A 24127-nucleotide genomic window follows, 5' to 3' on the forward strand; every position below is an offset into this window, starting at 1 on the left:
AGAAAATTTTCGCAATATACCTCACTTCTTTCCCAAGAAGTCGAACAGCGTCGCCTGCTTGCCTTTCTTCTTAGATTTGTCTATCTTCTCCTCGTCCTCCCCGACGGACTCCATCTCCTCCTCGGCCTTTTCGAGCTCTTCTTCTGTTAATTCTTCACTTTCTTCTTCAGCTTCCTCAACTTCTGTGGTCTCTTCTTCCCCAATCTCTTCGAGTTCTTCATGGACTTCTTCTACTCTTGCTTGGGCCGCTCTGGCCCTCGCCTCAAGCTCTCCCTCTCGCTTGAGCTTCTTCTCGATGTTCATACTCTTGGCCCAGATCGTCTTCGCCTTCTCTGAGTCCCCCGCTATGAACTCGACCTCCTTGAGGTCAAGGTCGAGGTAGACGACGAAGTGGGCGGCCATGTCGGGATTGTACTCGAAGATGGCCTTGAAGTAGTTGAGGGTCTCCAGCGCTTCGAGCTTCGCCATGTGCATCTCTTTCATTATCTTTTTGGCAATAGAGTCACGGAGTCCCCTTTCGGTCTTGCTCTCGGTGAGGAGCTTTATCGTCTTCGGCGGGTAGATTTTGACGAAGCCCTTCTTCTTAACGCCGGCAACCGCCACTCCAGCCGTCATCATGTCGGTCGCGTACTTCCATAGGGAATAAGCTCCGGTTCTCTGAGCTCTCCCGAGGTAGATGTCGGCCCTGCTGATGGCCTCGTAGGCCCTCGCTATGTCCTCTGGTCTGTAGTAGACGTAGGGGACGTTCTCATCTATCCACTGGAGGAGCTCGTGGGGGAACATGTCGACGCCGAGAGTGGCCATCTTGGCCTTCTTTACGTTGTCCGTGGCAAAAACCTGAGCTAAAGCCTGGAAGACGCTCTTCTCGGTGTCGCGGTAGGCCAGGATTTCATGGGCGTCCTCGGCTCCGCCCGTAACTACCGTCTGGAGGTCGTTAACGGCTGCCCTGAGGTCACCGTTGGCGTGCTTGGCGATGTCGTAGAGAACCTCCTTGGGGATGGTCTTCTTCTCCATGTGGAGGATTCTCACGAGGGCCTTGATTATGTCCCTCTGCGTTAGGCGTTTGTATTCAACGATCTGGGCCTTGCTCCGTATCTCCCTCGGAACCTCCCAGTAGTGGTTGGCGGCCATTATTATCGGGTTTCTCGCTCTCTCGATGAGCTTGGCTATCTCCTTTCCGCCGCTCGGTTCTATGTTGTCCGCCTCGTCCAAAAATATCAGCTTTCTGTGCTTTCCAAGGATGTCCATCGTATAGGCGGCCTGAACGTAGCGCTCTATCTTCTCGTAGGTTCTCTCGTCGCTCGCGTTCAGTTCGATGACCTCGAAGCCGTACTCGTGAGCTAAAGCGTAGACAGTGGTCGTCTTTCCACTTCCGGGGGGACCAGCCAGGAGGAGGGCCTTCTTCTTGGGCGGCTTGCCAGAGAGCCAGGCCTCAACCCAGGCCCTGACCTGCTCTATGGCCTTGTTCTGGTTCACTATCTCACTCAGTTTCCTTGGCCGGTATTTCTCGACCCAGGGCACTTCCCTCGGCATAGCTATCACTTGCCCATTATGGTAAACTGAGCCAGGAGCGCCTCGAGCTGTATCATCTCGTTGGCCCCTTCAACGAGGCGGAAGTTGTACTCGCCTATCTTATCCGCCAGGGCCACTTTCCTGTCCTCGGGAATCGGGAGGTTGAAGACCTCTCTGTGCATTTGGATGAGCACATCCTCGCCGCTGAGGCCCTGCTTGAGGATGATATCCCTCAGTTTGTCCCTGGCCTTCAGGAAGTTGCCCTCAAGGGCGAGCTCCATCATGCCGCGCACGTCCTCAGGTCTAGCCCTGCTGGCGACGAGAAAGACGTTCTCGTCGGTTATCTTCGTGTCGAGGGCAGCGGCGGCCTGGAGGACGTTGATTGCCCTCCTCATGTCGCCCTCTGCGACGTAGAGAAGCGCCTGAAGTCCCTCCTCTGTGAGCTCAAGCCCCTCGTTCTCGGCGATGTACTTGATGCGCTCGGCTATTGCCTCATCGTTGAGCGGCCTGAAGCGGAAGATGGCACAGCGGCTCTGTATGGGTTCGATGATCTTGGACGAATAATTACAGCTCAGGATAAACCTCACGTTGTTCGAGAACATCTCCATAGTCCTTCTTAAGGCCTGCTGTGCGTCCTGTGTCAGTGCATCTGCCTCATCCAGGAAGATTATCTTGAAGCTAGCTCCTGCCACCGGCTTCGTCCTGGCGAACTCCTTCACCTTCTCCCTGATGACGTTTATCCCACGTTCATCCGACGCGTTAAGCTCCAGGAAGTTGTGCCTCCAGCCCTCTCCGAAGAGCTCTCTGGCTAAAGCCAGCGCAGAAGTCGTTTTGCCTGTGCCAGGCGGCCCTGCGAAGAGCAGATGGGGCATTGAACCGGTTTTGGCGTAGTATTTGAGCCTTCTGACTATGTGAGCCTGACCGACTATATCATCGAGCCGCTCCGGGCGGTACTTCTCAACCCAGGGCTTTTCAAGAATCTTAACTTCCTTAACTTCCTCTGGCATGGTTATCCCCTCTGATATTTGGGTCTGTTTTCTTCTTAACCTTTTACATTGCTTTCGCTCTGAGGACTTCTATTATTCGATACAACGAAAAGTTTTTAAATTATTTTTTTTTCATATGGTGGTGATGCGAATGATGTCTCTCAAAAAGATTGGAGCCGCTCTGTTGGTGCTGTTTTTATTTGGTATTTCAGTTAACTATTTCTTTACAAAAGTTGCAGCCGACAATTTCAATGAGGTCACTGTGACATACAGCAAATCTCCCCTCTCGGGCTTTATTGTGAACAAGGCCGAGAGATTCGCCGTGCACTTCGGAAAGGGCTATGGTACTTTCACCACTGTCGGAATGCTGCCGAATGGTACGCCGGTCTTTCTTGGGTTTTATGGCGGGAATGGAATGTTCAGAATGAACTTTAAGGCCCTCCTCAAATATTCTAAGATATGGAATGATTACATGGTTAGGATGGGTATTGACCCAGAATCTGTTAATCCAGGGATACTCTTTCTTGGAACAGTCCAAAAGGACAATCATCTGTATTCAACTGCCTTTTCAGTCCCCATCCGCGTGGACAGGATTTTGGAGGGATACAGCACCAAGGTTGAAGCCTCACCTTTGATGATGAAGCTTCCGGATTCATATCTAAATCTATCAAAGCCCCAGAAAGGTAATGGAACTGTAAGTGCAGATTCGATTTGGGATGATGATTTTTATGAGTACGAGAATGAGCAGACTGAAAAAGATGAGAGGTTCATAATGAGCTTGGTTCCAAACCGCTTTAATGAGCAGTGCTATGGGAATGGTTTGCTATGTATGTACTGGAAGCCAGAGGGGATTTTACCGGGTTCCTATGGTATAAACGCTAGTATTCCCATTGTTGTCATGCACTTCTGGGGAGAAAAGAGCGGATATGAATCTGGCCATCTCGAACTTTTTATGGTGACTCATAGTGAGTCAGGAGTTTCAATATCCTTCTCCACATTGGGTGTTGAGAATACTGGGACTTCTGTGACGCAGGTATCTGCAGGTTCAATCTTTGCATTGAAAGGTGAAAGGGAGTGGATTGAGCGATATCCAGATTTTGGTGCGGGAAATTTATCTTCAGATGGTTGCTATGTGATGGGGGGGATAGTGGGACATTACGCGGTGATCAGGTTTAGGCTTATCAAAGATGGTAAAGATGATGAGGGGCATCGCTGGCTAATGCCAACAGATACTAGGGCTTTCTTTACGATAGTCGTTCCAACTTTTGAGAAAACTTATGGTGGAGCAGAACTAAAGGGATGGAGTGGTATCTTCAATGAGGATAACGGATCTGAGCTCCTCAAAAAGTTTGGTGAGGAGACATCAAATCTCGATGAATACAAACACTATGTGTTTACAGGGAATTTCCACTTGACAAACTGGGGAATACACACTAGCTCCCAGTATAGCCCTTTATTCTCTGTAGGAGTTTCAGTTGATGACCTTGGAGCACTCCCAGTTGCAGGATTCGCTATTGGAATGTCCGAAAACGATTCCAATGTATTCAAAGTTGGGGTTCACTTCACCCACTCTTACCCTGTTCACAGGAGATTTGATATCACAGTTTACAAAATGAAGGGCATGTTCCTTTATATGAGGGATAACAGAAGCTACATTGTCCCGGTTACTTACTTTGAAGTACATGAAAGCCCTGGAACTACTACTTTTCCAGTTGACCCGCATCATAGATTCTATCCTGTGAGGGGGAATTCCACCGAGAGGTGAGTTTTTAAGTATTTTTACATTTTTGTTTTTGATGAATCCCTTTGAACACGCCTCGATACCGACCCTTGCTTACCTTGCGCTGGCTCATTCCCCTAACCTGATTAGCGCGCTTATCCTGATGATAGGGGCCGTTTTTCCGGATTTAGATGCCCTCGCCAAGGAACACCGCTCCTACCTCCACTCGTTGCTGGTTTTCGCCCCGTTTATGCTCCTCGGCTGGATTGTTGGGGGATACCCTCTTCTCTTCGTCCTTGGCTGGGCCAGCCACCTCTTCCTGGACTTCTTTACTGGGGTTATTCCGCCGATTTATCCGTTGAGCAGGCGCGGGTGGGGGCTGTCTTTGAGGCTTTGGGGAGGTGTGAGCAGCGTGCACTTCGGGGTTGAAGTCATAGAACGCTACCCTGAGCCGCGCAGGGAGTATCGGCTGGATGTTGGAGGGGGGTTTGCAATGTTCCTCATTGCCCTTTTCGTCCTCATAGCCCGATGCACCAACCTGTGAAGTGAAAAACTTTTATACCTTGATGCCCAAAGGGATGCGGTGGTTCTCATGACGAAACTGGACTGGATTAGGGAAGAGCTCCAGGAGCTTAAGGATAAGGGGCTCTACGTGACCATTAGAAAGCTCGAAAGCGCCCAGGGCCCGTGGGTGGTCGTTGACGGCAAGAAAGTTCTCAACATGTGCTCGAACAACTATCTCGGCCTAGCCGCACACCCCGAGATACGGTACGCGGCTATAAGGGCTATTCTCGACTACGGTGTTGGTGCAGGAGCGGTTAGAACCATAGCCGGAACAATGGAGCTCCACCAGGAGCTTGAGGAGAAGCTGGCCAAGTTCAAGAAGAGGGAAGCGGCAATACTCCTCCAGAGCGGCTACAATGCCAACCTTGGAGCCCTCAGCGCGCTCCTCAAAAAGGGTGAAGACGGTGTGTTCATCAGCGAGGAGCTCAACCATGCGAGCATCATAGACAGTATGAGGCTGAGCGGCGCCCCAAAGGTCATCTACAAGCACCTTGACATGGAGGACCTCGAGAAGAGGCTCAAGGAGAACAGGGACAAGAAGAAGAAAATCATCGTCAGTGACGGTGTTTTCTCGATGGACGGTGACCTCGCCAAGGTTCCAGAGATGGCTGAATTGGCCGAGCAGTATGATGCGATAGTTTACATCGACGACGCCCACGGTGAGGGTGTCCTTGGAGAAGGCGGAAGAGGCATCGTTGACCACTTCAAGCTCCACGACAGGGTCGACTTCGAGATGGGGACCCTAAGCAAGGCCTTCGGTGTCATAGGCGGCTACGTTGCCGGTCCGGAAGAGGCCATCGACTACCTCCGCCAGAGGGCCAGGCCGTTCCTCTTCTCAAGCGCGCCCAACCCGCCCGACGTCGCCGCCGCAATAGCCGCCGTGGACATACTCCAGAGGAGCGACGAGCTCGTCAGGAAGCTTTGGGACAACACCCACTTCCTCCAGAACGGGCTCAGGAACCTCGGCTACGACCTCGGAGGAACCAAACACCCGATTACGCCGGTCATGCTCTACGACGAGAAGCGCGCCCAGGAGTTCTCAAGGCGCTTATACGAGGAGTACAACATCTTCGCGCAGGCCATAGTCTATCCGACCGTCCCGCTCGGAACCGCAAGGATAAGGCTCGAGCCTTCAGCCGGCCACAGCAAGGAGGACCTCCAGTACGTTATCGATGCCTTCGAGGACCTCGGGAAGAAGACGGGATTTTTGAAGTGAAGTTCTCACTTTGAACCTTTTATCCCATTTTGATTTTGCTTTTATGATCAATGGCGGGATCTTAATGGGGGACTGATGGGGAATAAAGTTATAAACTTCCGTTACGTATTACGTATTTGGGGGGAGGACGTGGTAACGAACATCATACACATTGTTATTGCAGGGATTGCCCTCGCTGCGCTGCTCGCCATAACCGCGCTCAGCGTGTACTACAGACGCCCCTTCATCTCACACTATCCACAGTTCTCTCACCAGTACAATTTAATAACCTTCGGTCTTTTCTTTGGCAAAGGTGCTCTTTCTTCCACTTGATTTTAATGATGCGGAATTTATTCGCTTAGAGCGGAGCAGGGAGAGTCTATTAGGTGCTATTGGGAACATCCTCCTTTTCACAGGCCTCCTTCTTCTGATCTTTGGCTGGGTGAGTATGATATCATCCATAACAAAGCGGTACGAGCTCGTTCCCGTTGTGGAGATAAGTGGGGAAGTTGAGGAGGTGCCCCCAGGGGTTTACATTACCCCCTCCGGTTCTGGCCTCGCCCTCCTGTCAAGGCTCATTAAGGGCCGTGCCCCCGTCATAATAACCCGCGCGGCCCCAAAAAGCGTGAGGAGGGCACTTAATCTCAAGGAGATCCCTGTTTTGTGGCTTACAACGGCCGAGTGCGGCGATGGCTGTGTGGATCCCCACAGGCTTGAGTATCTGCTCCATACCCTCGTCACCTTTATGCGGCGGGATGAGTCGCCCAAGTTAGTTTACCTTGATGGAATTGAGTATCTGATGATAGAAAACGGCTTCGTGCCCGTCTACAGGTTTCTCTCCACCCTAAAGGACCATGCAGCCTTAAACAACACCGTGGTGCTCGTTCCCGTCGAGAAGTCCTCCTTCGAAGAGAAGGAGTGGAACCTGCTGAGGAGAGAGCTGGGTTGTCTCAAGGACTTGTGATGAGTTAATCTCCCGTCAAAACTTCACCCACTCGATCTTGTAATAAACCACGTCGTTGTCCTCGTCAACGACGGCCATGACCATGTTCTTCCTCACGCCGTGGGCCACCCTGACGCGGGCGGTTATGTCGTTCGGGCTCAGGCGGGAGTTCTCTGGAACGACCCATACCAGCCACTGGGAGTGCTCCTCCATTCCGCGCCTGTAAACCCTGAAGTGGGAGCCGAACTTGAGGCCGGACTTCACCGTGTATCCCCTGTCACGCAGGTCCCGGTAAACGAGGTATTTGGCGTCGAAGAGTTCGTCCCTTTCCCTTCCCATAGCGAGGAGTCCCTCGAAGGAGAGCCTCTTCTTTCCGTCGAAGACTTCTATCCTTCCACGTTCCGCCAGGTATGCTGCTTCAATGAGGGAAAGGTACAGCTTCCCCTCCACGACCTTTCCGTAATATCTCTTGTTGTACAGCCCATTTATGGCGTTCTGGTCGCTGGAGAAGACCCTGTCGCCGCTCAGGAGGAACTTCATCGCCATTTTACAACACCTCAGTTTCCGCGCCATTCGTCTGCTGGCAGGAGCATGTAGTAGGCGTCCTCGCCGTCGGAGTAGTAGCCTATTATCCTCTTCACCCGTCTGAAGCCGAAGCGCTCGTAGAGCTTTATGGCCCCGATGTTGCTCACCCTCACCTCAAGGCCTATGTACCTCGCCCCTTCTCGGATGAGCCTCTCTATTGCCTCCGTGAGCAGGGTCGAGCCTATGCCGTTGCCCCGATAAGCCGGATCCACGGCTATGCTCATTATATGTCCCTCCATGTCCGGGCGGAGGTAGCCCATGACGTAGCCGATTACCTTCCTCCCGTATTCCGCCACGAGAAAAGTGTTGGGGTTGTTTTCAAGGAACATCATGAACAGGCTCTGGGGGTACTGCTCTTGGAAGGAGGCCCGCTCTATCATCATAACCTCGTTTATGTCGAAGATCCTCGCCGGCCTTATGGTGACCATTGCAAGGGGGATTCTTTCCCTAACTTCCCTGACGGATGTACTCATGGTATAACATACTCTCCCCAATTTTTAAGCGTTGAGGAACCGAAAACGTTTAAACACCCGGACATTTAATCCATCTCCATGAAGAACCACCGGCTGGTAATCGTGACCCTCGCCGTATTATCAGTGGGCTCCCTCTTTCTGGGGCTCTACATTGGCTCCGTGAGCTATTCGCCGGGTGAGATAACGGGTATCCTTACTTACGGCATCAAATCATCCTTAGGTCTATCGACAGGGAACCCTCCCAAAAGGATTCCATTCCTCATAATCTGCGAGTTCCGGTTGCCGAGGGTTCTTCTCGCATATATGGTGGGTCTCTCACTGGCCTCGGCCGGCGTTGCATCACAGGCCCTCTTCAAAAACCCAATGGCGGACCCGTACATAATAGGCGTCAGCGCTGGTGCCTCCATGGGAGCAGCCATTGGGTTCGTTTACTTCCCATCCCGTATCCCTGAGCTGGCTTTCATATCTGCCCTTGCCTCCGTTTACATCGTCTACCGTGTGGCCAAAGTGGACGGCAGAATCCCAGTTGACACGCTCCTCTTGGCTGGGGTGGCCTTTGGCTTCATAGCGAGCGCGGTCACCACCTACATGGTCTGGACGCTGGGTCAACGGGCGGATCTGACTTTCATGTGGCTCTTCGGCAGCTTCAATGGGTCCAACTGGCGGAAGGTAGGGGAGATGCTCCTTGTTGGCATTCCCTCTCTCGCATTTCTCCTGTGGAAGTGGCGGGAGCTCAACCTGATGCTCCTTGGGGAGGAGGAGAGCGTTGCCATTGGCCTCGACGTTGAGTTCTTCAGGAAGATCTTGATTTTTCTGATAGCGCTCGTTACGGCCGTGGCGGTTGCCACATCAGGAGTAATAGGCTTTGTAGGTCTTATGGCCCCGCACATGGCTCGCATCCTTGTGGGGCCGAATCATAAAAGGCTGACGGTCAACGCGGCACTCCTTGGCGGTTTGCTCATGGTAACGGCTGACCTCCTGGCCAGAACTGTGGCGACTCCGGATGAAGTTCCTGTAGGAATAGTCACCGCCATGATGGGAGGTCCGTTCTTCCTGTATCTCCTACGGAAGTACAAGAGGGGTGAGCTTAGGGAATGATGGAGGTTCAGGTTTCTTTTGCGTACGGCGATAGAAGGGTTCTTGATAACGTCCGGTTTGAGGCCAGGAGGGGGGAGCTTCTTGCAATAATCGGCCCCAACGGCGCCGGCAAGTCAACCCTTCTCAAGTGCATAGCCGGCGTGCTCAAACCGGAGGGGAAGGTGCTGGTTGACGGCATCGATGTTACTTCGATGAAGCCTATGGAGCGCGCCCGTTTCGTTTCCTACGTGCCCCAGAGTTCGCTCCCAGAGTTCAACTTCACTATAGAAGAGTTCGTTGAGATGGGGACGTACTTCACCCGCGGCGACACGAAGGAGGCCCTGAAGAGGGTTGGTATGTGGGACAGGCGGAAGGAGTCGATCCTTGAGCTCTCCGGGGGGGAGTATCAGCTCGTTCTCATAGCCCGGGCTCTTGCGCAGGGAGGTAAAGTTCTCCTCCTCGATGAGCCGACCAGTCACCTCGACGTGAACCACGCCTTAAGAGTAATGGAACTCTTGAAGAGCTTGAAGGGTGAGAAGATAGTTGTGGCAGTTCTCCATGACCTGAACCTAGCACTTAGATACGCGGACAGAGTTCTAATCCTCGCCAACGGGAAAACGGTCTGGGAGGGAATGAGGGAGGAGCTTACGCCGATTGTTCTCGAGAAGGTTTACGGTGTCAAGATGGAGTTCGTCGATGGCTCACTGGGTCGTGCGGTCGTGGCATCTATTGACATGCCAAACCTTTAAATCCCCCTGCCCTAAAGTCTTCTGGAGGTGAGGGAAATGAACATCCCCGAGAAGAAAACCGGGACGACCACTGTGGGTATAAAGGCAGCGGACGGAATAGTTCTCGCCGCTGACACTCAGGCTTCACTCGACCACATGGTTGAGACGCTTAACATAAGGAAGATACTCCCTATAACCGACAGAATAGCGATAACGACTGCTGGAAGCGTTGGTGACGTCCAGGCCCTTGCTAGGACCCTTGAGGCCCAGGCCAGGTACTACCAGTTCACGTGGGGGAAGCCAATGACGACGAGGGCCATGGCCAACCTGCTCAGCAACATACTCAACGAGAACAAGTGGTTCCCGTACATGGTTCAGATTCTCATCGGCGGCTACGTGGACGAACCGACGCTTGCGAGCCTCGACGCCCTCGGCGGCCTCGTGTTTGAGAAGTACACCGCTACCGGGTCTGGAAGCCCGTTTGCCATAGCCATAATCGAGGATGGCTACAAGGACGGCATGAACATTGACGAGGCGAGGGGACTGGCCATCAGGGCCGTTAGAACTGCCGGCAAGAGGGACGTCTACACGGGGGACAGGAAGGTTCAGGTCGTTACCATAACCAAAGATGGGATGAAGGACGAGTTCGTTGAGTTCAAGGAGTGATGGCAGGCCATGAGCCGCTATCGTTATCTTGTTCCCCCGCTTACCCTTCCTTTTCTGTTCCTGTTTGTCCTCCTCTTTTTGCTCTTCTTTACGGTATTCTCTGGCATCGTTACTGCAGCTTTTCAGAGGCTGGGAATTCCTATACCAGTGGCTTACTCGCTCTTCCTATTCTCCATCTTCGGTAGTTTCATAAACATCCCAATAGCGGAGCAGAGTTCTTACGTGCCCGTGGTCAGGGTTAGGGAGGCCCGGTTCTTTGGCATCGCTTATCCTGTCCCCTATTTTGATTGGGCCGAGCAGAAGATTGTAATCTCAGTCAACGTGGGGGGAGCCCTCGTGCCTCTCAGCGTCGTCCTGTATGAGCTCGTAAGGCTCTGGGGTATTGGCGAATATGCAGTTGTTGGTGAGGTGCTGGTTGCGGTTGCAGTTGCCGCGCTCCTCAGCCATGCCGTTGCGAGACCTGTTCCGGGAGTTGGCATCGCGATACCGACCCTTGTTCCTCCCATTATTGCCGTCTTGTTGGCTTTTATCTTCGGTGGTCCTTATAAGCCCCTGATAGCCTACGCCAGTGGGACAATGGGGGTTCTCATAGGGGCGGATCTCATGAACTGGAAGCGCATCAAAAACCTTGGTGCCCAGATGGTTAGCATTGGGGGTGCGGGAACTTTCGACGGAATATTCCTGGCCGGGATCATAGCGGTTCTACTCGTTTGACATATTCCCGTCACAGTCGGTTTTTTAAGGGGAAGTGATTTACAGGCTGGCGGCAATAGAGGTGATCGTGATGATAGTCGTTGGATCCGGTGCATCTCACCTCAGGGAAGAGATCGAGGGCCTTGGCGTGAACCTTGGAAAAGTGGAGATAAGGAAGTTCCCCGACGGGGAGAAGTACGTGAGGGTTCTCTCGTCCGGTGAGGAGGCCATGGTTATCCAATCCACCTACAAGCCGCAGGACGAGAACATCCTGGAGGCCCTTATTCTGGGTGATGCCCTCCGTGAGAGGGGATTTGACCGGCTGCGCCTCGTAGTTCCGTACCTGGCTTACTCAAGGCAGGATAGGGTCACGAAGGAAGGGGAACCGGTGAGCGTTAGGGCTGTCATGAGGGCTCTGGGGCTCTACTACGACGAGCTCTACGTTGTTGACATACACAACCCGGAGACCCTAAGGTTCTTCCCGGGGAAGGCCGTTAACCTCTCGCCGGCGCGGGCAATAGCTGAATACTTCCAGGAAAAGCTTGGGGAGGGGATCGTTCTGGCCCCTGACAAGGGTGCTAGGGAGAGGGCGAAGGCGGTGGCCGAGAGGCTCGGTCTTGAGTTCAGCCACTTTGAGAAGAGGCGCATCTCTCCGACGGAGGTTAAGATGAGGCCCGTTGACATAGATGTAGAAGGCAAGAACGTTCTCATAGTGGATGACATAATAAGCACTGGGGGGACTATGATTAAAGCCGCTAACCTTCTGGAGTGGATGGGTGCTGGTAGGGTGTTCGTTGCGGCAACCCACGGGGTCTTTGCAGAGGGTGCTATAGATAGGGTGAGTAAGGCCGTTGATGAGCTCGCGGTTACCAACACTATACCCACTCCGGTCTCGAAGATAAGTATAGTTCCGGATATAGTGAGGCTTTAATCGGTTGTTGTTCTCTTCACTTTTTCTTGTCTGTCCAAGGTGGTGTCTCTTTATGCTCCTTGCTCTTCCCTCAGTTGAAGTGTTGTGTGAATTGTTTGGATCTTTGGGATTAGGATATGTACCAGTTATTTTGTTTGTCATGGTGTCCCCACTTCGATCTCCCTCGTAAAATTTTTGTCAATTTTATGTTCAAATTTGTGTATTTTATTGAGGAATCTTAACAGTTTCTTTTCTAAAAATCTCCCCGGATAAATGTTTTGCAAAAATTTTGTACTGGTGGGATTCCCGCCTATAGGGTGGAGCGCCCGAACAGGGCGCGACAAAACCCGAGCGCCAAGACGGCGGCGTCGGGGGGACAGGGTGCAAAGTACCCATAATGAACCCCGCCCTCCAGCTCGGGTCACAAAAACGTGCGCTCCCGAGGAAACTCCGGAAGGAGGGTCCCTCGGGGGTAAGGCAGGCCCGACATCTCGACCAAACCCCGGACGGATATTTGGTACTTCCCCTTGAGGGAAGTCCCACCGGCCGTACTCCTTGCTCAATTCCGGTTGATCCTGCCGGAGGCCACTGCTATGGGGGTCCGATTAAGCCATGCGAGTCATGGGGTGCGCTCTGCGCGCACCGGCGGACGGCTCAGTAACACGTCGGTAACCTACCCTCGGGAGGGGAATAACCCCGGGAAACTGGGGCTAATTCCCCATAGGCCAGAGGTACTGGAAGGTCCTCAGGCCGAAAGGGGCTTTGCCCGCCCGAGGATGGGCCGGCGGCCGATTAGGTAGTTGGTGGGGTAACGGCCCACCAAGCCGAAGATCGGTACGGGCCATGAGAGTGGGAGCCCGGAGATGGACACTGAGACACGGGTCCAGGCCCTACGGGGCGCAGCAGGCGCGAAACCTCCGCAATGCGGGAAACCGCGACGGGGGGACCCCCAGTGCCGTGGCATCGCCACGGCTTTTCCGGAGTGTACAGAGCTCTGGGAATAAGGGCTGGGCAAGGCCGGTGGCAGCCGCCGCGGTAATACCGGCGGCCCGAGTGGTGGCCGCTATTATTGGGCCTAAAGCGTCCGTAGCCGGGCCTGTAAGTCCCTGGCGAAATCCCACGGCTCAACCGTGGGGCTTGCTGGGGATACTGCAGGCCTTGGGACCGGGAGAGGCGGAGGGTACTCCTGGGGTAGGGGTGAAATCCTATAATCCCAGGAGGACCGCCAGTGGCGAAGGCGCTCCGCTGGAACGGGTCCGACGGTGAGGGACGAAGGCCAGGGGAGCGAACCGGATTAGATACCCGGGTAGTCCTGGCTGTAAAGGATGCGGGCTAGGTGTCGGGTGAGCTTCGGGCTCGCCCGGTGCCGAAGGGAAGCCGTTAAGCCCGCCGCCTGGGGAGTACGGCCGCAAGGCTGAAACTTAAAGGAATTGGCGGGGGAGCACTACAAGGGGTGGAGCGTGCGGTTTAATTGGATTCAACGCCGGGAACCTCACCGGGGGCGACGGCAGGATGAAGGCCAGGCTGAAGGTCTTGCCGGACACGCCGAGAGGAGGTGCATGGCCGCCGTCAGCTCGTACCGTGAGGCGTCCACTTAAGTGTGGTAACGAGCGAGACCCGCACCCCCAGTTGCCAGTCCTCCCCGCTGGGGAGGAGGCACTCTGGGGGGACCGCCGGCGATAAGCCGGAGGAAGGAGCGGGCGACGGTAGGTCAGTATGCCCCGAAACCCCCGGGCTACACGCGCGCTACAATGGGCGGGACAATGGGATCCGACCCCGAAAGGGGAAGGGAATCCCCTAAACCCGTCCCCAGTTCGGATCGCGGGCTGCAACTCGCCCGCGTGAAGCTGGAATCCCTAGTACCCGCGTGTCATCATCGCGCGGCGAATACGTCCCTGCTCCTTGCACACACCGCCCGTCACTCCACCCGAGCGGGGTCTGGATGAGGCTTGGTCTCCCTTCGGGGAGGCCGAGTCGAGTCTGGGCTCCGTGAGGGGGGAGAAGTCGTAACAAGGTAGCCGTAGGGGAACCTACGGCTCGATCACCTCCTATTGCCGGAAAATCCGTCCGGGGGGTTTAAGAGATGTCGGGCCTGCCATCAGTGGGCCGGTAGCTCAGCCTGGGAGAGCGTCGGCTTTGCAAGCCGAAGGCCCCGGGTTCGAATCCCGGCCGGTCCACCACGAAGAGGTGCACATCCCAAGCTCTGCTTGGGGTGGAAGGGCCTGAGACCTCGAACAGGGGTCACAGTGAGGGCCGTGCATAGGCGAGCTGGTCCAGAAAACGTCCCGCCCGGTGGCAATTGAGCCGCCTGGTGGATGGCTCGGCTTGGGGCGCCGACGAAGGGCGTGGCAAGCTGCGATAAGCCCCGGCGAGGCGCAGGCAGCCGTCGAACCGGGGATTCCCGAATGGGACCTCCTGCGGCTTTGCCGCACTCCCAGTCGGGAGGGGGAACGCGGGGAATTGAAACATCTTAGTACCCGCAGGAAAAGAAAGCAAAAGCGATGCCGTTAGTAGGGGCGACCGAAAGCGGCACAGGGCAAACTGAACCCTAGGCCGAAAGGTCTGGGGGATGTGGTGTAGTAGGGCCCGCGTCGGAGCTCTGGGAGTGAAGTCGAAGTCCGCTGGAACGCGGTGCCGTAGAGGGTGATAGCCCCGTAGGCGTAAGCTCCCGAGCTCCTGCGGTGTCCCTGAGTACCGTCGGTCGGATATCCGGCGGGAAGCTGGGAGGCATCGGCTCCCAACCCTAAATACGTCCCAAGACCGATAGCGAACTAGTACCGTGAGGGAAAGCTGAAAAGCACCCCTGAAGGGGGGTGAAAAGAGCCTGAAACCAGGCGGCGATAGGAGGGTACGGCTCGAAAGGGCTGACCCTTCCCGAAGGAAACACGGGCGACCGTGGAGTACGAGGGAAGGCGACCGGAGTTGCACCGTCCGTCTTGGATCACGGGGCAGGGAGTTCATCCGAGCGGCGAGGTTAAGGGGGTCAACCCCGAAGCCGCAGGGAAACCGACAGGTCCGCAACCCGTAAGGGTGAGGGACGGGGTGTGAAAGCGCCCGGAGTCGCTCGGATGAGACCCGAAGCCGGTCGATCTAGCCCGGGGCAGGGTGAAGTCCCTCAACCGAGGGATGGAGGCCCGCTAGGGGTGCTGACGTGCAATTCGCTCCCGTGACCTCGGGCTAGGGGTGAAAGGCCAATCGAGGCCGGCGATAGCTGGTTCCCGCCGAATTATCCCCCAGGATAGCCCGGCCGGAGGTAGGTGGTGGGGTAGAGCACTGATTGGGGGTTTAGGGGGAGAAATCCCCCGGCTCCCTGTCAAACTCCGAACCCACTGCCGCTGTAGATGGCCGGAGTAGGGTGGCGGTGTAAGCCGTCAACCGAGAGGGGAACAACCCAGACCGGGGTTAAGGCCCCTAAATGCCGGCTAAGTGTTACTCCAAAGGGTGTCCCTGGCCTTAGACAGCGGGGAGGTAGGCTTAGAAGCAGCCATCCTTTAAAGAGTGCGTAACAGCTCACCCGTCGAGGTCAGGGGCCCCGAAAATGGACGGGGCTCAAGCCGGCTGCCGAGACCCCGGCGCACGGACCGATTGGTCCGTGATCGGGTAGGCGGGCGTTCCGATGGGGCTGAAGCTGGGCCGTAAGGTCCAGTGAACCCGTCGGTATTGTGGATCCTGCCGGGAGTAGCAGCATAGCCGGGTGAGAATCCCGGCCGCCGAAGGGGCCAGGGTTCCACGGCAATGTTCGTCAGCCGTGGGTTAGTCGGTCCTAAGCGGGTCCGTAACTCGGCGCCCGCGAAAGGGAAACGGGTTTATATTCCCGTACCACGGTGGTAGGTGCGGCAACGCAAGCCCAGAGGGTGACGCCTCGGGGTAGGCGGACCGGCCCACAAGGCCGGCTAAGCGTATAAGTCCGGGGAGTGCCGTAATGGCGAGAACCGGATGAAAGCGTGATGGGCCTCCCGTAAGGGGGGTTCCGCCGATCCCTGGGGCCCGTGAAAAGCCCTCTAGGAACGATCCACCGTGACCGTACCGAGAACCAACACTGGTGCCCCTGGGTGAGAAGCCTAAGGCGTGTCGGGGGAAACCCAGCCGAGGGAACTCGGCAAATTGGCCCCGTAACTTCGGGATAAGGGGTGCCTGCGGATGAGTAATCCGCAGGTCGCAGTGACTAGGGGGACCCGACTGTTTAGTAAAAACACAGGTCCCAGCTAGCCCGAAAGGGTTTGTACTGGGGCCGACGCCTGCCCAGTGCCGGTATGTGAAGCCCGGGTCCAACCGGGTGAAGCACCGGTAAACGGCGGGGGTAACTATAACCCTCTTAAGGTAGCGAAATTCCTTGTCGGTTAAATGCCGACCTGCATGAATGGCGTAACGAGGTCCCCACTGTCCCCGGCTGGGGCCCGGCGAAACCTCTGCCAGGCGCATATGCCTGGGACCTCCGGTGGGAAGCGAAGACCCCATGGAGCTTTACTGCAGCCTGCCGTTGCCATACGGCGGGGGGTGCGCAGCGTAGGCGGGAGGCGTCGAAGCCCGTCCTCCGGGGCGGGTGGAGCCGTCCATGAGACACCGCCCACCCTCTGCCGTATGGCTAACCCGCGACGCGGGGACAGCGGTAGGTGGGCAGTTTGGCTGGGGCGGCACACCCTCGAAAAGGTATCGAGGGTGCCCTAAGGTCGGCTCAGGCGGGTCAGGAATCCGCCGTAGAGTGCAAGGGCAAAAGCCGGCCTGACTGGACCCGTAACAGAGGCGGGTCCAGCCGCGAAAGCGTGGCCTAGCGAACCCCTGAGCCTCCCCGGTGGGGGCCAGGGATGACAGAAAAGCTACCCTGGGGATAACAGAGTCGTCTCGGGCGAGAGCCCATATCGACCCCGAGGCTTGCTACCTCGCTGTCGGCTCTTCCCATCCTGGTCCTGCAGCAGGGGCCAAGGGTGGGGGTGTTCACCCATTAAAGGGGAACGTGAGCTGGGTTTAGACCGTCGTGAGACAGGTCGGATGCTATCTACCGGAGGTGTTGGCCACCTGAGGGGAAGGCTCCCCCAGTACGAGAGGAACAGGGAGCCGCGGCCTCTGGTCTACCGGTTGTCCTACAGGGCACAGCCGGGCAGCTACGCCGTAGCCGATAAGGCCTGAAAGCATCTAAGGCCGAAGCGGCCCCCGAAAACAGGCGGCCACTCCTGGGCGTTGGGCCTGGGTGACCGGTCCGTTGCCCAGGACGAGGGCCCGGGAAGAAGACCCGGTTGATGGGGCGGGGATGTAAGCGGGAAGGGAAACCGACCCGTTCAGTCTGCCGCTCCCAATCGCCCGAGTGCCCCGGGCGGGACGTCTGAGAGACCAGCTCGCCTATGCACGGCTCAGCCCCAATAACTCTCTGAAAATTCTGTTCTCCTTGCAATCGTTGCCTTTAACTGCAATAGCGATTTCCTGTGGCGACCACCTTGTTGATGCCTACGGTGAAGAACTGCACTTGTTTCATGGTGTCCGGGAATTCCTCGACTGGCTACTGAGCGCTCTCTCCTCTCAATAGCCAGCTGGAACATCGGGGAGAAAGTCAAGCCTATCCTCAAAGGCTTTGGCCTCTGGGGCTACTTCCTCTTCCCTAAAATCGAGGGGCATCCCGATAAAGCTGACATGATACGGAGAACCATCGAGGAGCTTGAATCGATCGGCTACACCATCGACGACGTCATCTACGTCGATGACAGGGCAATCCACGTTGACAGGATTAAGATGGAGCTTCGTGAAGTGGACTTCATCCACATGTGGATCGACGTAAAGTCTTTTGAGGGGCTCAAACAACTCTTGGAAAAACTGGATTGGGGTGGTTGAGATGGAACTCCTCATCGTCAAGGACAAAAGAATAGACTACGACGGCTCGGCTATTCAGAGCCACTGGGCTTACAGGAACTTTGGAATCCTTGGAAACTCTATCATCGTCTTTCGCGGGAAGTGCGACGTCAAGGTTGGGGAGATGATAGACATCGAAGACCTCCGTCAAAGCAAGGAGATAAAGAGCGACGACATGGTGCACTATATCATTGAGGTGTTCGAGCTCGTGAACACCCTCTTCGCCTCGACGCTCCAGAAGCTCTTCATAGCGAAGCTGTGCGAGGTTCTGTCCGAATACGGGGTAAGGACGGAAAGGAGGGGTGATGACATCTACGTTAATGGGAAAAAGCTCAGCATATCAATAGCCACCGTCTCTCCGGTCAGCGTAAAGATCCACATCGGGATAAACGTCGAGGCAAAGGGAATCCCAGAGGGGGTCGAGGCCATCGGTCTGAAGGAGCTCGGCATCACAGACGTTAATGAATTCATGGAGAAAACCGGAAATGCCTTTGTTGCCGAGTTTAACAAGGTAAAGAAGGACAGTCTGAAGGTGCGCTGGGCTCAGTAGAGAAAGAACAGAGCGCTCCCGACGAGTGGAACTGCCAGATTATCATCGAGCCATCTCTGATACTCGGTTAGCGTGAGAACGACCGCCTATACGGCCTTTCCTATTATTCCCCCGCCGAGGAGCCAGAGGGCTATTGGCAGGGCGGTGAGGAAGTAGCCCAAGCTTCCTGTCCAGTGCTTTTTGAGCTTTACATTGAAGCCGTTTCTCCTGAAGTAGTAGTGCCTGATTATCCCTGTAACCCCATCGCTTACCGCCAATCGCCAGCAGAAGCGCAGTGTGTGCTTCCTCTGAAATATCGGAGGATACCGAGGAGGAGAAGGCGAAAAAGACAGCCCGCAGTTGTACCCTATCCGGTACCATGAACACTCCCTCCGCTTCAAGTGAGGCCATACCTGGAACATCCCAAAGGCAAAGGCGGCGGCGCTGAATACCCATATAGGGAGCAGCCCGTAATAGAACATCAAAACGGCCGGGACAATGCTGAAATGGTTATTTTTCTGTTCACCCACTCCACTCTGGCCCGAGTTTTCTTGTTCCGTATATTGCTGCCAGAATAAACGAGGCGGCGACACCGCTCCATAGGAGCCAGTTTGAAACCATAGATTCCACCAAAAATAAAAGGTTGTTTTGGGTAAATACGTTCCTCATCCGAAAGCGCTCATAACCTTGTGGAGGGCGTTGGCGAAATCCTCCGCGTGAACGACGATGTACCAGTCATCCGTCCTCGTTAGTTCACCGCGCGATTTCCCCATCAGTTCCCCGTAAAGTCCTTGAATCCTTATCCGCGGCTCGGTAGTCGAGAGCTTGAGAGTTATCTCGCTCGGTTTTCCGTCTTCCCAGACGATGCCAACTTTTAACCCTGCTTTCGTTTCCTTCCTCTTCTTGAGGCCCAGTTTGAGGTAGCGGAGCCTCTCCTCCGGGATGTCATTCTCTTCGGCCTTCTCGCGAAGGTATTCGTCCGCTAGAGTTAGCCCGTGAAGACCCAGGGCATAGCCAAAGACTGGGATCCCCATGTCCTTCCGGGTTCTCCCCTTGTAAGCGTAGACCTCTATTCTCTTCCCGGAGCCCCTGTCAAGTTTATAAATTTTGCCCTTGAATGAGTAGTTCAAGATGGACCTTAACCTTAAAAGGGGGTTTCCCGAGCTAAGCGCGGTGGTGAGAATGGTTCACTGGGCTGATTACATGGCCGAGAAGATAATCCATGAAAGGGGCGACAAGGAGGAGTACGTAGTAGAGAGCGGGATAACCCCGAGCGGTTACATTCATATAGGCAACTTCCGCGAGTTTTTCACCGCATACATAGTCGGGCACGCCTTAAGGGACAAGGGCAAGAAGGTGAGGCACATCCACATGTGGGACGACTACGACCGCTTTAGGAAGGTTCCCAAGAACGTCCCGCCCGCGTGGAAGGAGCACCTCACGAAGCCCGTCCGTGAGGTTCCGGACCCCTGGGGCTGTCACGACAGCTACGCCGAGCACTTCATGAGCCTCTTTGAGGAGGAGGTCTCAAAGCTCGGCATCGAGGTGGACTTCCTCCACGCCTACGAGCTGTACAAGAGCAGTGAGTATGCTGAGGAAGTAAGGCTTGCCCTTGAGAAGAGGGACGAGATAAAGGCCATCCTCGACGAATTCCGCGACAGGGCAAAGCAGCCGCACCTTGAGGATTCTTGGCAGCCGGTCATGGTCTACTGCCCCCAGTGCAGAAGGGAAGCCGAGTTCGTCTCCTGGGACGGTGAGTGGAAGGTTCGCTATAAGTGCCCCCACTGTGGCAGGGAGGGAGAAACTGACATCCGTGAGGGCAACGTCAAGCTCCGCTGGCGCGTTGACTGGCCTATGAGATGGGCCCACTTCAGGGTTGACTTCGAGCCCGCTGGAAAGGACCACCTTGCCGCCGGAAGCTCCTACGACACTGGAAAGGAGATAGTGGAGAAGGTCTTCGGCTGGAAGGCGCCGCTCACGCTCATGTACGAGTTCGTAGGAATAAAGGGCCAGAAGGGCAAGATGAGCGGCTCAAAGGGCAACGTCATCCTCCTGAGCGACCTCTACGAAGTACTCGAACCTGGAATAATTCGTTTTATCTACGCGAAGGCTCGCCCGAACAAGGAGCTTAAGATAGACCTCGGGCTCGGCCTGCTCAACCTCTACGACGAGTTCGACAAGGTTGAGAGGATATACTTCGGACTTGAGAAGGCAAAGAACCCGGATGAAGAGGAGGAACTGAAGAGGACTTATGAGCTTTCAATGCCGAAGCTCTCGGATAGACTCCTGGCACAGGCCTCCTTCAGGTTCCTAGTCACGCTAGTTCAGATGCCCCACCTCGATGAGGAGGGAGTAATAAGAGTCCTTCAGGAGCAGGGCCACGTCCCGGAGAACCTCACCGATGAGGACATCGAGAGGATAAGGCTCCGCATAAGGCTCGCCAAGAACTGGGTCGAGAAGTACGCGCCGGAGGACGTTACGTTCAGCCTGCTTGAGAGGCCCCCTGAAATTGAACTTGAGCCCAACGTCAGGGAGGCGATGCTAGAAGTGGCAGAGTGGCTGGAGAACCACGAGAAGTTCACCGTTGACGAGCTCAACAACGCCATATTCGACGCGGCAAAGAAGCGCGGAATTCCGAGCAAGAAGTGGTTTAAGGCCCTCTACAACGTCTTCATCGGCAAAGACCGTGGACCGAGGCTGGCCCCGTTCCTGGCCTCTCTAGAAAGGGGGTTTGTGATAAGACGTCTCCGCATGGAGGCATGACTTTGTTCCCCTTTCTCACTTCTTTGGAACATAAACCTGGAAATAAGAGTACTCGTTGACCTTCTCCTCCGCAATCTTTCTGAAGTACAGATTTGTTAAAAGGTCTACGGCCGTTTTTCCCCACACGTTAAATCTTACTCTAAAAGAGTCCTTCTCGCTCTGAAACTCTATGACCGCGCTTTTTTCATCGGGATCGGTCAGAACTTTGCTTATCCAGTACTCCGCGCCGATTACCTGGCCGCTTGTAAGCTTGGGAAGGAACGTCCTCAGGTCGAGGAAGTGTAGCAGCATCCTTCCCCCAGGCTTCAGAACCCTGGCCACCTCCTTGAAGGTGCTGTTCAGGACCGGTGGGTCGAAGTGGACTATGCTGTCTCCAATGAAGAGCACGTAATCGAAGCTGTTTTCCTCGAACGGGAGCTCCCTTGCATCCCCCAATATAAACTCCACTTTTGAACGCTTCTCCTTCGCGTACTCCTTGGCCCTCTCGATCATGAATCCACTTGAGTCAATACCCACAACATCGAACCCCATGTCCTCCAGCAGGAACGAGAATCCCCCGACACCACATGCTAAGTCGAGAACCCTGCCTTTTTTAGGCATGTATTTGAGAAGGAGTGGCTCAAGCGTTTCAATCCTTTTTCTGTACTCATCGGAGTATATGTCGCTGTATGCATTGAAGACCGTGTAGTACTTTTCGAACGTCATGTTTGCTCCTTCCCCTTTCAACTTTAAATACCTTCCCGCCTGCCTAACCCTTAAAAACGCCGGTGACTACTGGGTGCGGTGGTGTCGATGGAGTTCAACCTCATAATCACTGGTGTCGGTGGTCAGGGCGGCCTCACCCTCTCGAGGATAGTGGGAAACGCCGCCATGCACAAAGGCTACAACGTCAGAATAGGTGAAACCCTTGGAATGAGCCAGCGCTACGGGAGCGTCCTCAGCTACCTCCGCTTTGGGGAGGAGGTCTACTCGCCCCTCATTGAGGAAGGTCAAGCAGACCTCATGCTCGCCCTCGAACCTGCGGAGGCACTCAGAAACGCGCGCTTTCTCGGAAATAAAAGCCACGCGATAATCAACGCCTACCCGATACATACGGCAACAACCCTCGTCGGCAAGGAGCGCTATCCTGAACTCGACGAGATAAGGGAGGCCATCGGTAAAATCTGCCCCGTTTACATGATGGACTTCCAGAAGGAAGCGGATAAGATAAACCCGAGAACTTTGGGAGTTCTCATGCTCGGCTACGCCTTCGGAAAGGGCTTTGTCCCCCTCAAAAAGGAGAGCCTCTACGAGGGCATTAGAACAACCCTCCGCGAGAAGCTCTGGGAGATCAACTTCAGGGCCCTTGAGAGGGGAATCGAGCTGTCAAAAACGTGAAAGCCCTTCTGAGAGCTTTCAATTCCTCTTTTCCCACTCTGTTCTTCCTCCAGCGCTCCTTCATGTTCAAGTTCTCGTCCTCCACGTCCAGAACTGCCTTTCTCACCCCGCCCCGCGGATGGTTGCAGTCGCCCTCCCAGCGGGGGATGACGTGGACGTGGAGGTGTGGAACCGTCTGTCCTGCGGCCCTTCCGAGGTTCATGCCGATGTTGAACCCGTCTGGATTGAGGGACTCGGAGAGTGCGCTCATTGCGATTTCAACTCCCCTGATCAGCGCCCCTTTTTCCTCCTCTGTGAGTTCCATCCACCGCTCCACGTGCCTCCTTGGAACGACGAGCATATGCCCCCTGCTGGCTGGATAAGAATCTGCCAGTATTCTAATCAGACTGTCCTCGTAGAGCACTACCTCCATTTCTGGCTTACAAAACGGACACTCCATACCATCACCTGAAAGGCTTTAAAGCCAACTGCTTTATCCCCCTTACGGTGATGGAGTTGGGCGAGACAGAAGAACTCTACAGTTTTTACAGGAAGGCTCTATCTGCTGGGCTCTTGATAATGCTCCTGGCGTTTGCTATCCTCCTCTGGAATCCTCTGGGGAAAGCATCCGTTGGGGTTGCATTAGTGCTGTTTGCCCTGGCGCTTATTCCCATTGAACTTGCGAGGAGGACGGCCAGAAAGCTCGCGGCCATTGCCTTCAGGGAGGCTTAATGGAAAAGCTTAATTATCCCCATGGGAATGAGTGTTAGGTTAAGAAAGGATAGGGGTGATATATGATGGCGTTTGTACCACCACAGGCAGGTTATGACCGGGCTATAACGGTTTTCAGTCCGGACGGGAGGCTCTTCCAGGTTAATTATGCCAGGGAGGCTGTAAAGAGGGGAGCGACTGCCGTTGGAGTAAAATGGAAGGATGGCGTTGTCCTCGCCGTTGAGAAGAGGATAACCAGCAGGCTGATTGAACCGAGCAGTTATGAGAAGATTTTCCAGATTGACGAGCACATAGCCGCCGCTCCGAGCGGCATAATAGCCGATGCCCGCGTTCTCGTTGACAGGGCCAGGCTTGAGGCCCAGGTTTACCGCCTCACCTACGGCGAACCCGTTCCTCTCACCGTTCTGGTTAAGAAGATATGCGACCTCAAGCAGGCCCACACCCAGTACGGCGGTGTGAGGCCCTTCGGTGCGGCCCTACTCATGGCGGGCGTCAACGAGAAGCCCGAACTCTATGAGACCGATCCGAGCGGTGCTTACTTTGAGTGGAAGGCGGTCGCGATAGGAAGCGGCAGGAACACGGCCATGGCAATCTTTGAGGAGCACTACAGCGATGACATCGGCATGGAGGGAGCGATAAAGCTCGCCATACTCGCGCTGGCCAAGACCCTTGAAGAGCCCAGCGCGGAGGGCATAGAGGTTGCCTACATCACCATGGAAGACAAGAGCTGGAAGAAGCTTTCAAAGGAAGACGTGGAGCAGTACCTCAACGATGTCCTCAAAGAGGCCGAAGAGGAAGAGGTCGAGGAGAAATCTGAGGACTACTCAGAACTCGACCAAAACTACTGAGGTGAC

General features: G+C 55.1%; 23 protein-coding genes, 1 tRNA gene, 2 rRNA genes and 1 pseudogene. 19 read left to right on the plus strand and 8 right to left on the minus strand.

Going from position 1 to position 24127, the window contains the following annotated elements:
- Positions 1-21: 21 nt before the first annotated feature.
- Both E3E29_RS06320 and E3E29_RS06325 read right to left on the minus strand, forming a co-directional pair.
- Positions 22-1533 (minus strand): replication factor C large subunit, encoded by a 1512-nt coding sequence (locus tag E3E29_RS06320; protein WP_167910133.1) that lies wholly within the window; start codon positions 1531-1533, stop codon positions 22-24.
- A 5-nt stretch (positions 1534-1538) separates the two neighbouring features.
- A complete protein-coding gene (locus tag E3E29_RS06325) occupies positions 1539-2519 on the minus strand; it encodes a replication factor C small subunit (protein ID WP_167910134.1) in 981 nt (326 codons plus the stop codon).
- A gap of 121 nt (positions 2520-2640) precedes the next feature.
- Between E3E29_RS06325 and E3E29_RS06330 the strand changes: the two genes are divergently transcribed.
- The 5 genes from E3E29_RS06330 (at position 2641) to E3E29_RS06350 (ending at position 6941) form a co-directional block, all read left to right on the plus strand.
- On the plus strand, positions 2641-4263 hold the full coding sequence (locus tag E3E29_RS06330) for a hypothetical protein (protein WP_167910135.1): 1623 nt from the start codon (positions 2641-2643) through the stop codon (positions 4261-4263).
- 31 nt (positions 4264-4294) lie between these two features.
- The gene (locus E3E29_RS06335; RefSeq protein ID WP_167910136.1) at positions 4295-4762 is read left to right on the plus strand and encodes a metal-dependent hydrolase; all 468 of its coding nucleotides are present in this window, start codon (positions 4295-4297) and stop codon (positions 4760-4762) included.
- 48 nt (positions 4763-4810) lie between these two features.
- Positions 4811-5998, plus strand: coding sequence for a glycine C-acetyltransferase (locus tag E3E29_RS06340; RefSeq protein ID WP_167910301.1), 1188 nt, complete (start codon positions 4811-4813; stop codon positions 5996-5998).
- Between the two features lie 129 nt (positions 5999-6127).
- Positions 6128-6310, plus strand: coding sequence for a hypothetical protein (locus E3E29_RS06345; RefSeq protein ID WP_167910137.1), 183 nt, complete (start codon positions 6128-6130; stop codon positions 6308-6310).
- Positions 6291-6941, plus strand: a complete 651-nt coding sequence (locus tag E3E29_RS06350; RefSeq protein WP_342764690.1) for a DUF835 domain-containing protein — start codon at positions 6291-6293, stop codon at positions 6939-6941. The genes E3E29_RS06345 and E3E29_RS06350 overlap by 20 nt, the downstream gene beginning before the upstream one ends.
- A 15-nt stretch (positions 6942-6956) precedes the next feature.
- Here the strand turns inward: E3E29_RS06350 and endA are convergent, their stop codons facing one another.
- Together endA and rimI are read right to left on the minus strand one after the other, a co-directional pair.
- Entirely contained in the window at positions 6957-7466 is a 510-nt protein-coding gene (gene endA, locus E3E29_RS06355) for a tRNA-intron lyase (RefSeq protein ID WP_167910139.1), read from the minus strand.
- A gap of 11 nt (positions 7467-7477) precedes the next feature.
- Complete coding sequence (gene rimI / locus E3E29_RS06360; RefSeq protein ID WP_167910140.1) at positions 7478-7978, minus strand: ribosomal protein S18-alanine N-acetyltransferase; 501 nt, start codon at positions 7976-7978, stop codon at positions 7478-7480.
- Between the two features lie 78 nt (positions 7979-8056).
- On the opposite strand from rimI, the gene E3E29_RS06365 reads away from it, so the two are divergent.
- The 10 genes from E3E29_RS06365 (at position 8057) to E3E29_RS06410 (ending at position 18443) form a co-directional block, all read left to right on the plus strand.
- A complete protein-coding gene (locus E3E29_RS06365) occupies positions 8057-9076 on the plus strand; it encodes an iron ABC transporter permease (RefSeq protein ID WP_167910141.1) in 1020 nt (339 codons plus the stop codon).
- Complete coding sequence (locus E3E29_RS06370; RefSeq protein WP_167910142.1) at positions 9073-9804, plus strand: ABC transporter ATP-binding protein; 732 nt, start codon at positions 9073-9075, stop codon at positions 9802-9804. Before E3E29_RS06365 ends, E3E29_RS06370 begins: the two co-directional genes overlap by 4 nt.
- A 36-nt stretch (positions 9805-9840) precedes the next feature.
- Entirely contained in the window at positions 9841-10449 is a 609-nt protein-coding gene (gene psmB, locus E3E29_RS06375) for an archaeal proteasome endopeptidase complex subunit beta (protein ID WP_167910302.1), read from the plus strand.
- A gap of 9 nt (positions 10450-10458) precedes the next feature.
- Positions 10459-11163 carry a DUF1614 domain-containing protein gene (locus E3E29_RS06380; protein WP_167910143.1) on the plus strand — a complete coding sequence of 235 codons (705 nt, stop codon included), beginning with the start codon at positions 10459-10461 and terminating at the stop codon, positions 11161-11163.
- A gap of 70 nt (positions 11164-11233) precedes the next feature.
- Positions 11234-12073, plus strand: coding sequence for a ribose-phosphate diphosphokinase (locus E3E29_RS06385; RefSeq protein ID WP_167910144.1), 840 nt, complete (start codon positions 11234-11236; stop codon positions 12071-12073).
- A gap of 541 nt (positions 12074-12614) precedes the next feature.
- Positions 12615-14102, plus strand: a 16S ribosomal RNA gene (locus E3E29_RS06390).
- A gap of 53 nt (positions 14103-14155) precedes the next feature.
- Positions 14156-14232, plus strand: a tRNA-Ala gene (locus tag E3E29_RS06395).
- A 107-nt stretch (positions 14233-14339) separates the two neighbouring features.
- Positions 14340-17366 (plus strand): 23S ribosomal RNA (locus E3E29_RS06400).
- The 16S and 23S rRNA genes sit together here with 1 tRNA gene alongside, the layout of an rRNA operon.
- A gap of 311 nt (positions 17367-17677) precedes the next feature.
- Positions 17678-17875: a hypothetical protein gene (locus E3E29_RS11825; protein ID WP_240922796.1), complete on the plus strand. Its 198-nt coding sequence runs from the start codon at positions 17678-17680 to the stop codon at positions 17873-17875.
- Position 17876: 1 nt separating this feature from the next.
- Positions 17877-18443, plus strand: a complete 567-nt coding sequence (locus E3E29_RS06410; RefSeq protein WP_167910145.1) for a DUF366 family protein — start codon at positions 17877-17879, stop codon at positions 18441-18443.
- Positions 18444-18529: 86 nt separating this feature from the next.
- On the opposite strand, the gene E3E29_RS12045 is transcribed toward E3E29_RS06410, so the two are convergent.
- On the minus strand, positions 18530-18904 hold the full coding sequence (locus tag E3E29_RS12045) for a hypothetical protein (RefSeq protein ID WP_342764686.1): 375 nt from the start codon (positions 18902-18904) through the stop codon (positions 18530-18532).
- Between the two features lie 183 nt (positions 18905-19087).
- Positions 19088-19525: pseudogene (locus tag E3E29_RS06420) on the minus strand (PhoI); the annotation flags it as partial.
- A 79-nt stretch (positions 19526-19604) separates the two neighbouring features.
- Here E3E29_RS06420 and lysS point away from each other — a divergent pair.
- On the plus strand, positions 19605-21185 hold the full coding sequence (lysS, locus tag E3E29_RS06425; RefSeq protein WP_167910303.1) for a lysine--tRNA ligase: 1581 nt from the start codon (positions 19605-19607) through the stop codon (positions 21183-21185).
- A 15-nt stretch (positions 21186-21200) separates the two neighbouring features.
- On the opposite strand, the gene E3E29_RS06430 is transcribed toward lysS, so the two are convergent.
- Positions 21201-21890 (minus strand): class I SAM-dependent methyltransferase, encoded by a 690-nt coding sequence (locus tag E3E29_RS06430; protein ID WP_167910146.1) that lies wholly within the window; start codon positions 21888-21890, stop codon positions 21201-21203.
- 87 nt (positions 21891-21977) lie between these two features.
- Between E3E29_RS06430 and E3E29_RS06435 the strand changes: the two genes are divergently transcribed.
- Positions 21978-22562, plus strand: coding sequence for an indolepyruvate oxidoreductase subunit beta (locus tag E3E29_RS06435; RefSeq protein WP_167910304.1), 585 nt, complete (start codon positions 21978-21980; stop codon positions 22560-22562).
- On the opposite strand, the gene E3E29_RS06440 is transcribed toward E3E29_RS06435, so the two are convergent.
- The gene (locus tag E3E29_RS06440; RefSeq protein WP_167910147.1) at positions 22522-23001 is read right to left on the minus strand and encodes an HIT family protein; all 480 of its coding nucleotides are present in this window, start codon (positions 22999-23001) and stop codon (positions 22522-22524) included. The two genes, E3E29_RS06435 and E3E29_RS06440, sit on opposite strands and share 41 nt — an antisense overlap.
- A 50-nt stretch (positions 23002-23051) precedes the next feature.
- On the opposite strand from E3E29_RS06440, the gene E3E29_RS06445 reads away from it, so the two are divergent.
- Both E3E29_RS06445 and psmA read left to right on the plus strand, forming a co-directional pair.
- Positions 23052-23273, plus strand: coding sequence for a hypothetical protein (locus tag E3E29_RS06445; RefSeq protein WP_167910305.1), 222 nt, complete (start codon positions 23052-23054; stop codon positions 23271-23273).
- A 65-nt stretch (positions 23274-23338) separates the two neighbouring features.
- Positions 23339-24121, plus strand: a complete 783-nt coding sequence (gene psmA / locus E3E29_RS06450) for an archaeal proteasome endopeptidase complex subunit alpha (RefSeq protein WP_167910148.1) — start codon at positions 23339-23341, stop codon at positions 24119-24121.
- Positions 24122-24127 lie beyond the last annotated feature (6 nt).

Source organism: Thermococcus sp. Bubb.Bath (assembly GCF_012027595.1).
Lineage (GTDB): Archaea > Methanobacteriota_B > Thermococci > Thermococcales > Thermococcaceae > Thermococcus.